General features: G+C 48.1%; 13 protein-coding genes. 11 read left to right on the top strand and 2 right to left on the bottom strand.

Going from position 1 to position 17,013, the window contains the following annotated elements; genetic code table 11:
* Positions 1 to 45: 45 nt before the first annotated feature.
* Positions 46 to 1,509 (bottom strand): L-fucose/L-arabinose isomerase family protein, encoded by a 1,464-nt coding sequence (locus D328_RS0101485; protein WP_018883168.1) that lies wholly within the window; start codon positions 1,507 to 1,509, stop codon positions 46 to 48.
* Positions 1,510 to 1,919: 410 nt separating this feature from the next.
* On the opposite strand from D328_RS0101485, the gene D328_RS0101480 reads away from it, so the two are divergent.
* The 6 genes from D328_RS0101480 to D328_RS0101450 all read left to right on the top strand — a co-directional run bounded on the left by D328_RS0101480 (position 1,920) and on the right by D328_RS0101450 (position 8,826).
* A complete protein-coding gene (locus D328_RS0101480; RefSeq protein WP_018883167.1) occupies positions 1,920 to 2,972 on the top strand; it encodes a LacI family DNA-binding transcriptional regulator in 1,053 nt (350 codons plus the stop codon).
* 61 nt (positions 2,973 to 3,033) lie between these two features.
* The gene (locus D328_RS0101475; RefSeq protein WP_018883166.1) at positions 3,034 to 4,986 is read left to right on the top strand and encodes a BglG family transcription antiterminator; all 1,953 of its coding nucleotides are present in this window, start codon (positions 3,034 to 3,036) and stop codon (positions 4,984 to 4,986) included.
* A 223-nt stretch (positions 4,987 to 5,209) separates the two neighbouring features.
* Positions 5,210 to 5,557, top strand: a complete 348-nt coding sequence (locus tag D328_RS0101470; RefSeq protein WP_018883165.1) for a PTS lactose/cellobiose transporter subunit IIA — start codon at positions 5,210 to 5,212, stop codon at positions 5,555 to 5,557.
* A 23-nt stretch (positions 5,558 to 5,580) separates the two neighbouring features.
* A complete protein-coding gene (locus D328_RS0101465) occupies positions 5,581 to 5,889 on the top strand; it encodes a PTS sugar transporter subunit IIB (protein WP_018883164.1) in 309 nt (102 codons plus the stop codon).
* A gap of 125 nt (positions 5,890 to 6,014) precedes the next feature.
* On the top strand, positions 6,015 to 7,322 hold the full coding sequence (locus tag D328_RS0101460; RefSeq protein WP_018883163.1) for a PTS sugar transporter subunit IIC: 1,308 nt from the start codon (positions 6,015 to 6,017) through the stop codon (positions 7,320 to 7,322).
* A 220-nt stretch (positions 7,323 to 7,542) separates the two neighbouring features.
* Positions 7,543 to 8,826, top strand: coding sequence for an apiosidase-like domain-containing protein (locus D328_RS0101450; RefSeq protein WP_018883161.1), 1,284 nt, complete (start codon positions 7,543 to 7,545; stop codon positions 8,824 to 8,826).
* Positions 8,827 to 9,021: 195 nt separating this feature from the next.
* Here D328_RS0101450 and D328_RS0101445 read toward each other — a convergent pair whose 3' ends face one another.
* The gene (locus D328_RS0101445; RefSeq protein WP_018883160.1) at positions 9,022 to 11,595 is read right to left on the bottom strand and encodes a glycosyl hydrolase; all 2,574 of its coding nucleotides are present in this window, start codon (positions 11,593 to 11,595) and stop codon (positions 9,022 to 9,024) included.
* A 312-nt stretch (positions 11,596 to 11,907) separates the two neighbouring features.
* Between D328_RS0101445 and D328_RS0101440 the strand changes: the two genes are divergently transcribed.
* The 5 genes from D328_RS0101440 (at position 11,908) to D328_RS0101420 (ending at position 16,869) form a co-directional block, all read left to right on the top strand.
* A complete protein-coding gene (locus tag D328_RS0101440; protein ID WP_018883159.1) occupies positions 11,908 to 12,387 on the top strand; it encodes a Fur family transcriptional regulator in 480 nt (159 codons plus the stop codon).
* Between the two features lie 388 nt (positions 12,388 to 12,775).
* The gene (locus D328_RS0101435; protein WP_018883158.1) at positions 12,776 to 13,492 is read left to right on the top strand and encodes a metal ABC transporter ATP-binding protein; all 717 of its coding nucleotides are present in this window, start codon (positions 12,776 to 12,778) and stop codon (positions 13,490 to 13,492) included.
* On the top strand, positions 13,429 to 14,331 hold the full coding sequence (locus tag D328_RS0101430; RefSeq protein ID WP_018883157.1) for a metal ABC transporter permease: 903 nt from the start codon (positions 13,429 to 13,431) through the stop codon (positions 14,329 to 14,331). The genes D328_RS0101435 and D328_RS0101430 overlap by 64 nt, the downstream gene beginning before the upstream one ends.
* A gap of 162 nt (positions 14,332 to 14,493) precedes the next feature.
* On the top strand, positions 14,494 to 15,678 hold the full coding sequence (locus D328_RS0101425; protein WP_018883156.1) for a metal ABC transporter substrate-binding protein: 1,185 nt from the start codon (positions 14,494 to 14,496) through the stop codon (positions 15,676 to 15,678).
* Positions 15,679 to 15,795: 117 nt separating this feature from the next.
* Entirely contained in the window at positions 15,796 to 16,869 is a 1,074-nt protein-coding gene (locus tag D328_RS0101420) for a site-2 protease family protein (RefSeq protein WP_018883155.1), read from the top strand.
* The last annotated feature ends 144 nt before the right edge of the window (positions 16,870 to 17,013 follow it).

The raw sequence follows: 17,013 nt of genomic DNA, 5'->3' as shown, positions 1-17,013 counted from the left end.
AATCCTCCTTGAAGTTAATGAATTCTGTTAGGGGTTGTTATCGCATCACAATGATAGCTTGCTTGGCTGCTTGGCAGTCAGATCAGAGCCCCTGAGCCAGCGTTGAATCTCCTGCTCGGTAGGGTCAACGGGGTCAGGTGTAAGGCCGGGAATATAATTGCAGGCTTCATAGATGGCAGGAATGACGTTGGCATGGACGCCTACAGAATGATGCACATACGGTCCTTTAACAAGCTTCTCCTCCCACAGTGGCCAATCATTGACTTCAACCCATACATATGAGCCACGGGTGTATGGACCTTCAATCCCGCGTGCACGTCCCAAAAACATCGAATATTCACCATGATCCCCGTCAAAACGGGCAATCGTCATGTTGCCTCCCTTGATCTCACCCTCATGCGTGCCTGGAGCATGGTCATCGAACAGAAAGTGCTTGCGCAGCTTGGGCTTGTTCTCTACGGACAGCGATACCGGGAAATTGCCGCAATGGAATAATAGCTCACCATTCTCGTTCTCGGGATGACGGACGGTGATATCGGCGAAAAAGGTAGGAGCCTCGTTCATCGTGGCTGCTTGCATCATGATGGAGGTGATCGCTCCGTGAATGTCTGTCTCGCAGGTCACTGGAATCTGCTCATCCGTCAGAATGGCATTGGCAAGGCAAGGCATGATGGATAGTGCATCCTGAAGGGACGACCAGCATTGAATAGCAATGGCGCTGCTGCCTGTCTCGCGGGCAAAGGATTTCATCGCTACCTTCAGGGCAGCAATACGCCGCACATCATCCTCGGTCACCTCACTGTAGTCCAGCTTCTCTTTGATAAAATCTATGGTCTCTAGCAGCTCACTGCTATTGCTTGCAGCAATCTTCTTGCTTCTTAGCTGGATATCCACGAGGGTGATTGGGTGGATCTCAATGCCGAAGCGCTCCAGCAGCTCGCCTTCATTACAGATCATCGTCCAGAAGGAAGCTGGACGAGGCCCGATCTGCAAAATGCGCAGACTCTTGAATTGGCGAACTACATTGGCTGCAGCCACGAAATTTGTAAAGCCACGTTCAAACACCGGATCATGCACCCAGCTATTAGTCACATAGGTAAAAGGTACGTTAAAGCGACGCAGTACCTTACCTGTCGCAAATATACCGCATTGCGTATCCCGCAGGCGCATGCCATCTGCCAGGGGAGCTTCATCGCGTGGTCCCCAGAGTAGAGTTGGCTTGCCCAGTGCCTTGGCTACCCGAGCGACAGTATCTTCTGTTCCGAAGTTGCAATGCGGGAAAAATACAGCGTCAACCTCTTCTTCCTTAAAGCGCTTGGCAATGAGATCCGCGTTGATGTGATCATCATAGAGCAGACCTTCTTCGTTCAGTCCCTCTAAATCCACGATGTCGATGTCCATCCCAAAGCTCTCAATTTGCTTGCGAATTTCCACTTTGTAGCGGAAGGCATCTTCTGCACTAAACGTAAAACGTCTAGTGGGCGCATAACCTAGCTTTAGTTTTTTCATACAAGGTCTCCTTACGTTGAATAGATGAATGATTGAATGAATGAATGAGTCAAATAACGCAGTAAATGATGTAAACAAAAGATGCAAATAACGACTTCACTAACTAAACAAAACTAAACTTGAATATTTTTATTAATTACGAGGTCATCTTAACATCGTAAAAAAACGTTGTCAATTTATATTTTAGCATTGTTTATAGCTAAAATATCATTTGTTTGACTAAACTATAGGGTGTTGTTTATACTAAACCTTACAACTAAACTAATCTGCGGTAGAATATCTAGCCTGCTATAGAACATCTAGCGGTGATTTCTCTATAGATAAATTTCTTATTTATAGTCAGCAGAATACGTTGCGGATTCCATACACGCAGTAGAGTTCCGTAATGCTTGGATTGGAGAGTATAAGAGATGAAGATGGAGGACGTTGCCAGACTGGCGAATGTATCTAAATCCGCGGTATCTCTGGCCTTCAGTGGCAAGCCGGGGATCGGATCTGACACACGAGCGCGCATTCTCCAGGTTGCTGAAGAGGTTGGATACGTTCCGAGAAGTAGAACGACTGGGGCCGCGGCATTGAAGGTGGAGCGCTCACTAATGTTTCTGGTCTGCACGAATTCGGGAATTGTGCTGGAGCAATATTATCAGCAGCCTTTTTTCAAGGAGCTTATTCATTATGTAGAGGAGCGTTGCCGCCAGAATGGATATTCTCTGATGTTCTCGACCATAGATGTGGAATTCTTCGAGCGAGATACGCGGGTCATAAGAGAGGAGAAACGAAGTGATGGAGTCATTGTGCTCGGCACGAATCTGACACGTGCGCAAATTCATGATATCCATGAGAAGCTCCCGAATCTGATTGTGCTGGATACATGCTTCGAGACGTTGCCTGTTCAGTTTATTGAGATCAATAATGTTATGGGTGCCTATCAGGCCGGGGCATACTTGTGTAATATTGGCCATACCTCAATTGGGTATATCGCCTCAAATGTGCGAATCCATAACTTCAATGAACGTCGGCGTGGATTCATGCTTGCTCTGCAGGAACGTGGAATAGACATCCTGGAAGAGCGAATCTTGGCCGTAGCACCCACCATACTTACTTCACAGGATGCCCTCAAGCAGCAATTGACAGCTTATCTGGACAAAGGTTATACGCTACCCACAGCCTGGTTCTGCGAATGTGATTATATAGCGATCAGTGCGATGAAGACACTCGGAGAGCTGGGGATACGTGTGCCTGAAGACACGTCAGTGATAGGCTTTGATAATATTAACGAATCCTTGATTGTGAGCCCCGAGCTTACGACGATCCATGTCGAGAAGGAAAGAATGGCGGCATTGGCTGTTGATCTGTTTAGCGAATTTATTGAGCACGGTAGGCGGGTTACTGCCAAGATTACTGTGGATACGCATTTCGTCGAACGCAAATCCTGTGCTGCTCCAGTGTCATATAAGCATTGAACGGCTTACCTTGGGGTGACACAGCAAGACAGTATACATCAACAACAGGAGGCCGTAGCATATGAATACCCGTATGATCTCGATCCTGCAGCATTTGTTGGCAGCGGATGCCCCGGTCAGAAGCGAGCATCTGGCCAAATTGATACAGGTTACGTCTCGCACAATTCGCAGCGATATTAGAGAGTTGGATGAATTTCTCGTCAAATATGGTGCTTCGATCCGATCGGTAAGATCGAGAGGTTATGCTCTGGAGATTACCAATGATCACAGCTTCCGTACCCTTCTCCAGCAGTTGTTCATGAATAACGAGCCGGATAATTCCAATTCTCCAGAGTACAGGCAGCGGTATCTGATCCAGCGTCTGCTGCTTGCGGATGATTACCTCAAGCTTGAGGAGTTGGCAGATGAACTGTTCATTAGCAAATCAACCCTGCAAAATGATCTGAAAGAGGTCAAGCGTGTGCTGCATGATTACAAAATAGAGATAGGTAAACGTCCAAACTATGGCATTAAGCTTACAGGCAGTGAGGTTCACCTGCGCTTTTGTCTGTCGGAATTTATCGTCAACCGTAATCATGATGAGAGCTCCAGAGGAGAGAATCAGAGCTCCATGATGGTAGCTCCCCGTGAGATGACGTTGATTCGAAGCATTATATTGAATCAGATTCAGCTTGATGGAATCGTCATGTCTGACGTGGCCTTTAACAATCTAGCCATCCATATTGCAATTGCCTGCCAACGAATTCGTCATGGGAACAGGGTCGGTATCTTGACCGAAGAGATCAAGGATTTCCGACATACCGAGGAATTCGCAGCAGCGGAACAGATTATTGCCTTGATCGAGGCGGAGATGAAGCTGAGCTTTCCAGAGGATGAGATTGCCTATATAGCGATGCATTTGGCAGGAACCAAGTGGTTCGCTGGCATATCGGAGCAGCAGTTGGAGGAGTTAGGTCCTGAGAAGCTACTGGATCGCAGCATATATGAACTGGCTCAGGAGCTATTGAGCGAGATCGACAAGGATCTGCAGCTAAAGATCAGCGGAGACCCTGAGCTGCTCATGGGGATTTGTCTTCATTTGAAACCGGCACTCAATCGGGTGAGATACGGCATGAAGATTCGCAATCCAATGCTTGAGCATGTTAAAAGCAACTATCCCTTGGCCTTTCAGGCCGGAGTCATCTCGGCTAAATTGATTGAAAGCAAATTGAATCTGGTCATTCCTGAGGCAGAGATGGGGTACCTGGCCTTACATATCGGTGCGGCTATAGAACGTCAGCGAATGGATGCTGCACGCTGCCAAAAATGTCTAATCGTGTGTACCTCGGGTGTTGGCAGCGCTCGTCTGCTGTTTTACAAGCTGCGGAGCCAATTTGGGTCCAGGCTAGAGATCGTCGGTACTACAGAATACTATAAGCTCAAAAACATATCCTTGGATGGGATTGATTTTGTGATCAGCACCATTCCTATTCCCGATGTATTGTCCGTCCCGGTCATTGTGGTGCAGACGTTATTGGGAGGCGGTGATTTGGCGAAGATTGAGCAAGCGCTTGCAGGAGATGCCGAGCCTGACCTTCCATACCTGATGAAGGAATTGGTATTTTTGCAGAAGGATTTTACGCAGCGAGATGAGATTATTGCTTTTTTGGGGCAGAAAATGGTTGAGAGGGGCCTGATCCGTTCCTCGACGGGCTTTACAGGTCTGGTACTGGAACGAGAACATGCTGCGTCAACGGCTTACGGTAACCTTGTTGCCATCCCGCACCCGATTATCCCGCAAAGCACGCAGACGGTATGGGCGATCTGTACGTTGAAGCAGCCTATGGATTGGGGCGGGAAGCCTGTCCAGTTCATATGTCTGCTCAGCATTCAGCAAGGAGGAAGTGAGCCCCCGGCGAGAATGTATGAGCAGCTTATCCGCCTGACGGATGACTCACGCATGATCCAACAGTTATTGAATTGCCAGACCTATGACGAATTTGCCCAGATTTTTGTGAGACACAAGCTTCACTGATAGGCAAGGAGAAGGACAAGCGGCTCTGCACAGCATCATCTGCGCCATACGGATTGGTGTGCGACTTCAGAGCTTATTGTTGAATGCGATTACAATGCTGGTACGACAACAATGAAAGCATTTCCGCTAGTAGAGGAAAATGAATGGGTGTAGTTGCTGAAAGCTATGCTTTACACTAAGCCTATAACCAATAGATATAGTATTTACGCAGAGGTGAATGGACATGGAAGAGTACCAGGAAATTATTATGGGAATGATCACGAATGCAGGTGTTGCGAAGAGTAAAGCAATGGAGGCCATCCAACTTGCTCAGAGAGGGGATGGGGACTTGGCACTCGGACTGTTGGAGGAATGCAAGAGCGAGCTGGTCAAGGCGCATAAATCACAGACCAAGCTGATTCAGCAGGAAGCAGGAGGGACTGCCCATGAGGTCACACTCTTGATGGTGCATGCTCAGGATCATCTGATGTCGGCTATTACGACCAAGGATCTGGCGGGACATATTGTGGATTTGTACAACAGGCTGGAACGCTACGAAGCATCAACATTGAACACCAATACACAATCCTAACCATTCAGAGGAGGAATATGATCATGAAACAAATTACATTAGTGTGTGCTGCGGGAATGTCTACAAGTATGCTGGTTCAGAAAATGGTGAAAGCCGCCACGGAGAAAGGGATCGCCGCTGAGATTAGAGCCACCTCCGAGAGCACCTTCAAGGAATATGCTGACAAGACGGATGTGCTGCTAATCGGACCTCAGGTTGGCTACCTGGAGCAGGATTTCAAGACGAAATACGAGCCTAAAGGTATTAAGGTACAAGTGATTAATACGGTCGATTACGGCATGATGAATGGGGAAAAGGTGCTGGTAGATGCCTTGAATCTGCTGGAGGGATAAGCCCGGAGGCTGCATTGAATCTGTTGGAGGATATGCAAAGGCAGTAGAAAAATGGAGATGTCCAGTAGTGAGGATATCCCTTGAATTCATAATTTGACATAAGTCTTAATCAGGAGTTGAACGAAATGTCAAACACAACACAAATTACACACAAGCTACAGAGAATCGCGGGGAGTATTCAACGCAACCGATATATTAGCGCGATCTCGAACGGTCTCATGTCCACGCTGCCCTTTTTGATTATAGGTGCCTTTTCTACCTTATTTACTTCCTTGGCGTGGGAGCCTTATCAGAATCTGATTGCCCCTGTGAAGAGCATACTGGGGATTCCGTCTACGATGACGCTGGGACTCATATCCTTGTATGCGGTCTTCTTCATTGCTTATCGACTGGCTCAGGACTTTGATAAGGACCCGTTGCTCCCGGCAGCGACGGCATTAGCCTCATTTTTAATTCTTACACCGGTACAGTCCTTTGATTCTGTAAGAGCTCTTCCGCTGCAATGGCTGGGAGCACAAGGATTGTTCGTAGCGATGTTTGTAGCCATTATTGCGTCAAGGCTCTACATCTGGATTCTGGACAAAAACTGGACTATTAAAATGCCTGAAGGTGTTCCACCGACGGTGGTAAAGACCTTCTCAGGGCTGATTCCAGCCATTCTGATCAGCGTTCTGTTCATGATCATTGCTGGTATCTTCAAGCAGACCTCATTTGAAACCGTTCACAGCTTGATCTATTCCTATCTACAGCTTCCGTTACAGGGATTAGGCGGAACATTGCCAGCCATGATTCTGGTGCTGCTAGTCATGCAGGGATTGTGGATGTTCGGTATTCATGGTGCTATTGTTATTCTGGCTATTATGAACCCGATCTGGCTGAGTCTAGATCTGGCTAACTTGAGTGCTTTTGAAGCAGGGGAGCCTCTGCCCAACATTATCGGAAAAGCTTTCTGGTTCATTTTTGCCAACTATGCCCCGATGATCGGTCTGGCATTTCTGCTCGCTTTCCGCGCCAAGAGCAAGCAGCTTAGAACGATTGGTAAGCTGGGCTTTCCGGGTTCATTTTTCGGTATCCATGAGCCGATCCTGTTCGGTATTCCCATCGTGATGAATCCTATTCTGGCGATTCCATTTATTGCGTCACCGATTATCTGTGCAGTCATTGGTTATGTTCTGATGGCAACTAACATTTTACCACAGGCAATCGGTATTGTTCCGGTCTTTGGAACTCCGGTATTCGTGGTGGGTGTTCTACAGGGAAGCTGGATGCTGGGTGTCATTCAACTGCTGCTCATTCCATTGTGCATGCTCATCTACTATCCGTTCTTCAAAATGCTGGATAAACAAATGCTAGGTAAGGAACTGGCGGCTGAAAAAGAGAAATCAGCAGAAGCGCAGACTGGTGCGACGAATGCAGCATTAAGCAATGCCTGATGCGGTGCTCGGAATTTCGGAATGAATCGGGAGTCTATATCATGAATCATGAAAAACAGATCGAGAACCCAGAACACAATGAAGACTTTCATTCAGATACATCCAGGAGATATCATAAGAAGATGGGAATCTGCATGAATGAAATGGAATACAGTTTCACCCGTTTAACGAAGTGAACCTGACCTATTGTGTGGTTGAGGTTCAGAAAGGGGGCATCACGTTGCACCAGCTCACCATTTCAGACAACCGAAGGTATTTTCTGTCGAGCGGTCAGCCTTTCTTTTACTTAGCGGATACACTGTGGAGTGCCTTTACAAATATTTCGCTAGAGGAATGGGCCGTATATCTGGATTATCGCTGGAGTCAAGGCTTCAACGTCCTGCAGATGAATATGCTTCAGCAATGGGATGCGAGTGGTACGGATCTGGATTACAAGCCATTTCCTGTGCTGGAGGATGGTAGCTTTGATTTTTACACATTGAATACAGGCTATTTTGAACGTGCCGAACAGATGGTGCAGATGGCTGTCGATAAAGGATTCGTACCTGCGCTGGTTCTGCTGTGGTGTAATTATATACCAGATACCTGGGCTGCACGATTACGTGAGGAGAAGAAAATGCCACTGGATGCGGTTGCGCCTTACGTAGAGTATGTAACGGACAAGTTCTCACGTTTTCACCCCATATATATCGTCAGTGGGGACACGGATTTCCCATCAGAGCGAGCCAATGCTTATTATGAGACGGCACTACGGCTTGTGAAGGAGAGAAGCCCGCATTGCTTGACTACACTTCACATCCAGGGCAGATTGGGAGACATACCAGACACCTTTGCTACAGATCCCAATCTGGATTTTTATATGTACCAGTCGGGTCACAACATTGAATTTCAGCATAAGGCCTATGAGTTGGCCATGGAATTCAACCAAAAGCCGCATACACGACCTGTTCTGAACTCAGAGCCATGCTATGAGCAAATGGGGTACAGCCGTAGAGTCTATGGTCGCTTCAAGCGGGCAGATGTACGCAAGGTTGCATGGCAAAGTCTGTTGTCAGGCGCGGGCGCAGGTATTACGTACGGAGCACATGGCATATGGAGCTGGCATAAGAAAGGCAAGCGCTTCGGTGTGACGGGAGAGGGCTTCGATAGTCCTTATGAATGGAGCCAAGCGTTGAAGTTCGAGGGGGCGTGGGACTATGGATTTGCCAAGTGGGTATTCGAGACCTATCAGCTGGTAGATGTACAGCCTTGGGAGGTCGTCCTTAACAACACGCAAGAAATTCGTGCGGCAGCGACACCTGCTGTGGATCGAGTAGCTGTATATATCCCTATCAACACTGTCGTTACATTGAATGCGGATCTGTCGGGCTACGAGCTAACAATGATTGATCTGGAGAATAGACGCTTTGCCAAGCCCGCTGTAACGTTGCAGGATCAGAAGACCGTACTGGGCATGCATGATTTTGAGGGAGACGTGCTTGTGCTGGGCGTTAAGAAGCCGTAGCTAGCGATCTCAAGTTAGTTTACTGGATGTGAATAGACGGTAGCACCTTTTTCTTATATTTTTCAGATCGTAAAATGACCATAAGACCATAAACCCATAAGCCTACAATCCTATAAGACTATAAACGTAAATATGTAAAAAGGGTTGGAGCAGGAAGTATTCCCTGCCTCAACCCTTTTTTGCGGTCTCCTTATGTTATGGCTCAATGCCCCAGACCAACTGATTGTTCATATACCCGGTAACCTGTTCGTTGTCTGCGAACTGACTGCTGGATGCTTTGAACGAGTAATCATTGGCCTGGTTGTAGTTGGACCAGTTGTTCTTGGAGAAGCGTGCTTGAATGTCTGCGCTCTCGCCAGGAGCGAGTGTTCCAGCCGAACTTGTGAAGCCAAGCTCCAGATAGTAATCGGCGCCGTCAGCCGGATTCTCCAGTTTAACGAATTTACTGGTTACATGCTCGCTACCGATACTGGCCCAGTCGCACCAGAAGCTCTGCTCTTGTTCTCCGTCAATCGTATAGTAATATCGAAGCGTGACATCACTTAGTTGAATCGCCGAATCGCCGGTGTTGACCACCTTGAATTTGGGCGCAATTCCATTGGTGGAGGCACTTGTGTTGCCGTTGAAGGCCTGGATGGTCAGGTCGCCTTCTGGTACAGTAATCGTGGTATCTACAACAGTTACTGTAAGCACAGCGCTATTTCCCCCATTAAAATGAAAGGTTATCTCATGCTGGCCCAAGGGAAGTGTAGAAAGATAGGATGTGTGCAAAGTGACTGTAGTGTCCGATGCGGTGTAATCCTCGCCCGCTTGAAGAGTAACAGATCCACTCGTTAGGCTTGTCAGCTGTTGTCTGTTCAAGGTCAGGGCTACGGATATATCCTCTCCCGGATTGGCTGCTTTATCGAATGTTGCATTCACAGGTGAAATGGAGGCACCCGGTGTAGAATCGACGATTTTCACCTTTAACACAGGGTCCTGCCCTTGATTAAAATCAAAGACGATCGAGTGCTCGCCCGCTGGCAGCCCGGACAGAAATTCTTTGGTTAGCAGGAGAGTGCTTCCGTTCAAAATATAATCCTTAGCTGCGATCAACGATTGGTTGCCTACCCGAAGAGCGGTTAACGTGTGATCGTTGAAATTCACAGTGATCGCTTGATCGCTTGGTTGTGGTGCATTTTTGTCGAATTCGACGTTTGTAGGTGAAATGGTGGCGCTTGGGGTTGGATTGTCAACCTTCAAGTCAGGTAGTTCATCCAAGGTGATGACATAATCGCTTTGATACAGCGTTGTCAGGGTCTCAGGATAATTGAAGGCTGTACTCATGAGATGCTCGCCATACCAAGGACAGAAGTAGAGCCAGCCTGATTTCTCCTCTATCAGGTTCTGTACACTTGGAACGGTATCGTTCTCCGTCATGGCTACCAATTTCTTGCCATCCGTCAGATCAACAAGCTGGTAGAAGATCGAGGTAATGGCATCCTCGTTAGGCACGCCAGATAATCCATCATAGCGGTTGTAGATCGTATTGTACTTATCGTAGCCGACAAGGTCCACTTGATCGTCGCCAGGATACCATGCCGGAGAAGTGCTATATACGTAGCTGTTGTAGGTCCAGATCAGATTGTGCAGGTCGTACGTCTCGGTAAGCTCCGTATAAATTAGATCCCATAGCTGCTTGTAGACGTCTGCGCCTGCCGAAGCCCACCAGAACCATGCGCCCTCTCCGTTCAAACCGCCGTTACCCTCAGCCTCATGATATGGACGGAAAATCACTGGCACATCGTTATCCTGCAGAATTTGCAGCTGCTCTGCCAGATCCTCAATGGTCATCATCACATATTCATATTCCTTTGTTCCGGGAATTACGGCATTGGCTGTATTAAAATTGGTCTCGGTTGGCTTGTAGGTGGCTTCCTTCCAATCGACAAACTCTCCGAGCTCATAAGCATTGAAATCCCGCGGCACATTGATATGCCAGGAGGCCGTCGCGATGCCCCCGCGATTATTCACCCAATCAATCATCCGATCCGTTGTGCCATCCTCCCAGCCATACAATGGATTGTAGTTCATCAGATCGAAGCCGCGGATAGCGGGGTACTTGCCGGTCAAATTGTAGATCCACTCGAACTCCAGCTCCGAATCACCGTCATTTCCGCCTCCATAAATCTCCTGCTGACCCGAGATAATATGCTTGCCATATACTTCTGTTAGGTAATTCATCAGCAGCTGAGTTTCTGGTGTGGCCTGGGGATCAGTGAGGACAGGCTGCACAATCAGGGGGTCCAGCTCGGCGTAATCCACAGTGAAGCTGTCAAAATAGGCGAAGCCCCAGCCCGCCTTCAGTTGGATGGTGTTGCTTCCTTGATTCAGCTTGTGAAAGCCAAAATCATAGTTTGACCACGAAGTTGTGTAGGGCAGCATATACGAGCCTTTGGTAACGCCATTAACCGTTAGATATTGAAGTCTTCCATCAGCACTAAGCTCCTGCATATAACGGGTGGAGATCGAATACATGCCGGTTTCAGGGACCGTGACTTTGAAGGTTATTGTGCCGGAATTCTGCATCCAGACAAATCCGTTACCTGTATAGCCTGGCTTGGGTTGTCCGTAAATTTGAGTAACGACTTGAAGATCAGGGGTAAGTTCAGCATTTTCACTCTCGATAGTGAACAGTGGGGCGTCCGCATGAGCGGGGGCTGTAAGTAATCCAATCAACATCGTTAATGCCAGCATCATCAAGCTTGCCTTCGTGAGCACATTTTTCATTTACATCGTCCCTTTCCATGTAAAATATGAAAAATAATTATGCATCTTCAGCTCATGGTGGCGCTTTCATAGTAAAGATAGCATGTATACCAAATTTTGTAAATATGTCGACATTGAAAAGTTTATCGCATCGGAGACGAGCTGAAAGAAGGGGATAGATGGCGAAAAGTCGATTTTACTGTTAAAATAATAGTAGCATCAATTTTGTCACTTATCCCGGGCGTTCCGGTCAAAGTCTGGATTTCAGGGCTTCCCGTGACAGATACGGCATAGCTCCGGTTGTGAATTTCGGGTAAAGAAAGGACGATCATCATGACAAAGGCCAACCATCAATCCACACAGGGTGGACATCATAGTCATAAGCCGACGGTGGAGGATATCATTGATGTCATGGTCCAGCATGGGTGGCGGATTACAGAGCAGCGCCGCAAGCTTGCAGATATCTTCGTGAAGGCGGAAGGCTACCTGTCGCCCAAGGACGTATATGAACAGATGACGGTTCCTTATCCTAATGTAAGCTTTGATACGGTATATCGTAATTTGCGACTGCTCAGCGAGATGGGCGCATTGGAGCAGTTTTATTTTATGGACGGCGGTCTGAAATTCCGGGCCAGCTGCACGGAGCATCACCATCACCATCTGATTTGTGTGAACTGTGAGAAGACCCTTACTTTCGATTACTGTCCGATGGAGCAAGCACTCAAGCTGCCAGGCTCCTTCAAGATTGTGAACCATCGGTTCGAGGTATACGGGGTATGTGAGGAATGTCAGCAAGCACCGGTTCAATCCTGACATTAGTTCATAGCTCTGATATGTCCAGAGTCGATATTTCTCCAAAGCAAAGAACTAGGCAATTTAGGCTCCAGCTGTGTACACAACTGCAGCTAGCAACGAGATAACGGCATTTAAACATGTGAGATGTGAATAGGGTACGAATAGAGGAGGAGCGGATCGTGGCCGCTCTTTTTCTATGAGTGTTGACCTGAAAGTTAAAAGCTGATATGCTCTATTAGTAATAATTACGTTTTTAGAAATGCACTTTGCCATTATTGGGAAGGCATTTATTTTTTTGAGTTTGTTTAATCGTAATAATTACATAATTAATAGATTGGATGCGAGATACGAGGAGTCTTCAATGCGTAACGCAGGACAAATCGTATAGAGACAGGAGGGACGTATCATGGTAATAGCTTCTTTGGAAAATGTAGTCTTTGGCTATGATGATGTGCCGTCACTGGAGCAGGCTACGCTAGAGATACATAGTGGTGAGATGGTTGCTGTCACCGGGCCGAACGGAGCCTCAAAGTCTACGCTGCTGAAGCTGATGCTTGGTCTGTTGAAGCCATGGAGCGGCAATGTATATCTGACCACGAAGAATAAGGAAGGACAGAAGCTGGTTATTGGTTATGTCCCACAGCAGATTGCCGCATTCAACAGCGGCTTCCCCAGCTCGGTATTTGAATTCGTACGCTCAGGCCGGCATGCGACGGGCTCGTGGCTGCGGCGACTTCAGCTCAGAGATGAGCAACTGACTGAAGCTGCATTGCGACAAGTAGGCATGTGGGAGCTGCGTCAACGTAAAATTGGCGAGCTGTCCGGGGGACAGAAGCAGCGGATTTGCATTGCACGGGCGCTGGCTCAGGAGCCGGATCTACTTGTGCTGGATGAGCCGACAACAGGCATGGATCAGGCGAGTCGAGAAGGCTTTTATGAGCTGCTTGATCATCAGGTCAAGGAGCACGGACGGACTGTGGTGATGGTGACTCATGGACTGTCTGAGGTAGAGCCATATATTGATCGGCTAATCGAGCTGGAGCGAAAGGAGGATGGAGGATGGAAATGCTGCACTACGACTTCATGCAGAGGGCATTTTACGCCGGTGGGCTCATTGCACTAGTAGCCTCAGTGCTTGGTGTGTATCTGATGCTGCGGCGTCAGGCGCTTATGGCGGATATGCTCTCGCATGTATCGCTAGCAGGGATTGCTGGTGGAGCGTATTTGCAAATGAATCCTACCATCAGTGGATTTCTAATCGCGGTGCTAGGGGCGTTCATAGTCGAATTTGTACGGAAATTCTATAAAGCCTACAGTGAGATATCCATCGCCATCATTATGGTAGGTGGACTATCATCGGCTGTCATTATCATGAGTCTGGATCAGAAGATTAGTAAAAGCTTCTCCTCCTATCTATTCGGCTCGGTCGTAGCCGTTAACAGCACGGAGCTGTTCCTGATGTTGTTCGTCGCTGTCGTTGGAGGGCTGTACTTCTTTGTGTTCCGCAGACCGCTCTATCTGATCACCTTCGATGAGGAGACCGCTAGAACTAGTGGGCTGCCTGTAAATCTTATCTCTTATAGCTTCAGTGTGCTTACCGGGATGATTGTGGCCGCAGCCATGCCAATTGTTGGTGTATTGCTGGTGTCTGCGCTGATTGTCCTACCTGCGGCCCTTGCGATCCGTATTGCCCCAGGCTTTCAGTCAGCATTAGTCATTGCCATGATCATTGGGCTGACAGGTGTCTTCACTGGACTGACGGCATCCTATGAGTTCAGTACACCACCAGGAGGTACGATTGCTTTCGTGCTGCTGCTCTTTCTGATTACGGGCATTTCGGTCAAGAAGCTGATTCGGATGCTCAGCAAGAGTCTCACTAGTAAGTCGGTACCAGAAGCCGGGCCAATCCGGGCATACGTATCTGCTCGTACACAGGAGGTTCGTGAAACGGCAGAGCGTTAATGATCAGCGCGTTAATGCTCAGAGCGACCACGCTCCCCGAATCATTTCAGGTTGAATGGCCTGAGAAGCGTAACCGTTAAAGGACAGCGGCTCTACACTATATTTTATCTGGTCAAGTTGCTGGTGAAGAAAGTCTATATATAACGCAAAGGAGATCGAATTATGAACTCATGGTTGAAAAAATCATTTATTACCGCTGCGGGTGCAGCATTAATTCTGACAGGCTGCGGTTCTAATACCGCCGGTACGACGAGTGGTGACACACCAGAAGCCGGAAATGCAGGAAATGATACTGCTGCAATTAAGGTCGTCACGACCTTCTACCCGATGTATGAATTTACAAGGCAGGTAGCTGGAGAGCACGCTGACGTAACGATGCTCGTTCCGAGCGGTACGGAGCCGCATGATTGGGAGCCAAGTGCCAAGGAGATGGCGAAGATTCAGGAGGCTGATGTCTTCGTATATAACGGTATTGTGGAAGGCTGGGCTGAGCAGGCACTGGAGAGCACAGCGAACGATAAGCGTGTTGTCGTGGAGGCGAGCCATGGACTGCAATTGATGGAAGGTACAGAAGGAGAAGAGCATGATCATGAGGGCGAGGGAAGTGACGCGCACGATCATGAGCACAGTGCGGAGTCTACAGCAGAGCATACTCATGACCATGATCACGAGGCAGAGACTTCACATGATGCGGCAGAGCATGGGCATGATCACGGAGCTGAAGCAGCAGCGACTGAAGCCCATGATCATGCATCTGAAGGTGCAGAAGAGCACGGCCACGATCATGAGCACGGGGCAGAAGGCCATCATCATGATTACGCCCTTGATCCGCATGTATGGTTGAGTCCAGCGCTGGCTCAAAAGCAGGTAGAGGCCATCCGCGATGGACTGATCAGCAAGGACCCGGCTCATCAAGCAGACTATGAGAAGAATGCGGCTGCCTATGTAGCCAAGCTGCAGGAGCTCGATAAAGAGTTTAGCGCCCAGCTCCAGCAGGCCAAGCGGAAGGAATTTGTGACCCAGCATGCTGCGTTCGCTTATCTGGCTCAACAGTACGGATTGGTGCAGGTGCCGATCTCTGGTCTGTCTCCGGAGCAAGAGCCTTCCCCGGGTCAGATGGCAGAGGTTGTAAGCTTTGCGCGAGAGCATCAGGTGAAGACGATCTTCTTCGAGACGCTGGTAGATCCGAAGATCGCACAGACGATTGCCGATGAGGTGGGGGCCAAGACCGATGTGCTGAATCCACTTGAAGGGCTGACGGCTGAGGATGAGCAGAACAATCGTGATTACCTCTCGATTATGAAGGATAATTTGCAGGCTTTGGTACGCGCACTTAACGAGGCTTAAACCGTGTGTAATTTGTGAAGCTCGCGTAGCCATATTTCACAGCATTTGACATAGATACTTTTCCTGGGTTTTAATAATCAGATAGCAATAATTGGTTACACCCGGGAAAGGAATGTGATGGACTTGAAGCAGGAAACAAGGAAGACAGGCTCGACATGGCTTCAGCTTGGCGCGCTTGCTGTATTTATCCTAGCTAAAGGGAAGTCTCTACTCGCGCTGTTCAAGCTGGGTAAATTCGGCGGAGCTCTGGTATCCATGGCAGCCTCGATCGGAGCGTATGCTTTGTTGTATCCATGGGGCTTTGCAGCTGGCTTTGTACTGCTGCTGTTCATACATGAACTGGGGCATGTCATTGCAGCCAAGCGTAAAGGACTTCCGGTATCAGCACCGGTATTTATTCCATTCGTAGGGGCGCTGATTAATATGCGGCGTCATCCCCGTGATGCTGCCACTGAAGCTTATATGGCTTTTGGCGGTCCGCTCTGGGGAACGGTAGGGGCTCTGGCTGTATTCGCTCTGGCTCATATCCTTGATCACCAGTTGCTCTATGCGATTGCCTATGTGGGCTTTTTTCTGAATCTGATTAATCTGCTGCCTATTCACCCGCTGGATGGGGGACGAATTGCTACAGCAGTAACTCGTTGGCTATGGCTGATTGGTCTTATTGGGGGACTTGTAGTTATTATTTATTTGAAATCCTTCCTGTTCTTTATCATTTGGGCTCTCTTTGCTTATGATTTATATAAGAAGTATATCAAGAAAGAGAAGAATGAGATTGATCTGGAGGATAAGGACAGCTTCCTGATCCCGGTTCAGCACCTGCTGGATCAAGGCTTTCCGCTACCTGGGCCACATCATCGACGTGGGCTGGATTGGACGACATATAGTACCCTCGATGGGCAGCAATTCGTCAAATTACGGTGGGATAGTATGGAGCTTGAGGGCACGATTCCTCTCAAGCAACAGGGTATTGTGAAGCAGGTCTATACGACCAGCATAGAGCAGGTCCCGAAGGAGGATGGCATGTATTTGCGTGTGCACTGTCAGGTGGATTCCGCTCTCTATGAGAACGATGCCTACTACGAGGTGCCTGCCGCTACGCGTTGGAAATTCGGAATCGGGTATGTAGTACTCGCAGCTTTCCTTGCAGGAATGATGTACCTTACCCACGAATATAGCAATTTAACGTGATAGAGCATCTATAACTAGATTCAGGACAATGGGACGGCAAATGCCGTCCTTTTTTGTATCAGACGTATTCTTGCTATAGGCTGAGTTATAATGTCTTGATGGTTATATATGTCTAGTTAGATTCTCAAAAAAATGAACCGATGT

This window comes from Paenibacillus massiliensis 2301065 = DSM 16942 (assembly GCF_000377505.1).
GTDB classification, from domain to species: domain Bacteria; phylum Bacillota; class Bacilli; order Paenibacillales; family Paenibacillaceae; genus Paenibacillus; species Paenibacillus massiliensis.
This window is presented reverse-complemented; position numbering and strand designations above follow the sequence as displayed.

What these genes read in the sequence shown, in the direction of transcription:
- D328_RS0101475 (WP_018883166.1), top strand. Translation starts at nt 3,034, where the DNA reads ATGAATACCCGTATGATCTCGATCCTGCAGCATTTGTTGGCAGCGGAT.
- D328_RS0101465 (WP_018883164.1), top strand. Translation starts at nt 5,581, where the DNA reads ATGAAACAAATTACATTAGTGTGTGCTGCGGGAATGTCTACAAGTATG.
- D328_RS0101485 (WP_018883168.1), bottom strand. Translation starts at nt 1,509, where the DNA reads ATGAAAAAACTAAAGCTAGGTTATGCGCCCACTAGACGTTTTACGTTT.
- D328_RS0101480 (WP_018883167.1), top strand. Translation starts at nt 1,920, where the DNA reads ATGAAGATGGAGGACGTTGCCAGACTGGCGAATGTATCTAAATCCGCG.
- D328_RS0101435 (WP_018883158.1), top strand. Translation starts at nt 12,776, where the DNA reads ATGGTAATAGCTTCTTTGGAAAATGTAGTCTTTGGCTATGATGATGTG.
- D328_RS0101445 (WP_018883160.1), bottom strand. Translation starts at nt 11,595, where the DNA reads ATGAAAAATGTGCTCACGAAGGCAAGCTTGATGATGCTGGCATTAACG.
- D328_RS0101425 (WP_018883156.1), top strand. Translation starts at nt 14,494, where the DNA reads ATGAACTCATGGTTGAAAAAATCATTTATTACCGCTGCGGGTGCAGCA.
- D328_RS0101430 (WP_018883157.1), top strand. Translation starts at nt 13,429, where the DNA reads ATGGAAATGCTGCACTACGACTTCATGCAGAGGGCATTTTACGCCGGT.
- D328_RS0101460 (WP_018883163.1), top strand. Translation starts at nt 6,015, where the DNA reads ATGTCAAACACAACACAAATTACACACAAGCTACAGAGAATCGCGGGG.
- D328_RS0101420 (WP_018883155.1), top strand. Translation starts at nt 15,796, where the DNA reads ATGGACTTGAAGCAGGAAACAAGGAAGACAGGCTCGACATGGCTTCAG.
- D328_RS0101470 (WP_018883165.1), top strand. Translation starts at nt 5,210, where the DNA reads ATGGAAGAGTACCAGGAAATTATTATGGGAATGATCACGAATGCAGGT.
- D328_RS0101440 (WP_018883159.1), top strand. Translation starts at nt 11,908, where the DNA reads ATGACAAAGGCCAACCATCAATCCACACAGGGTGGACATCATAGTCAT.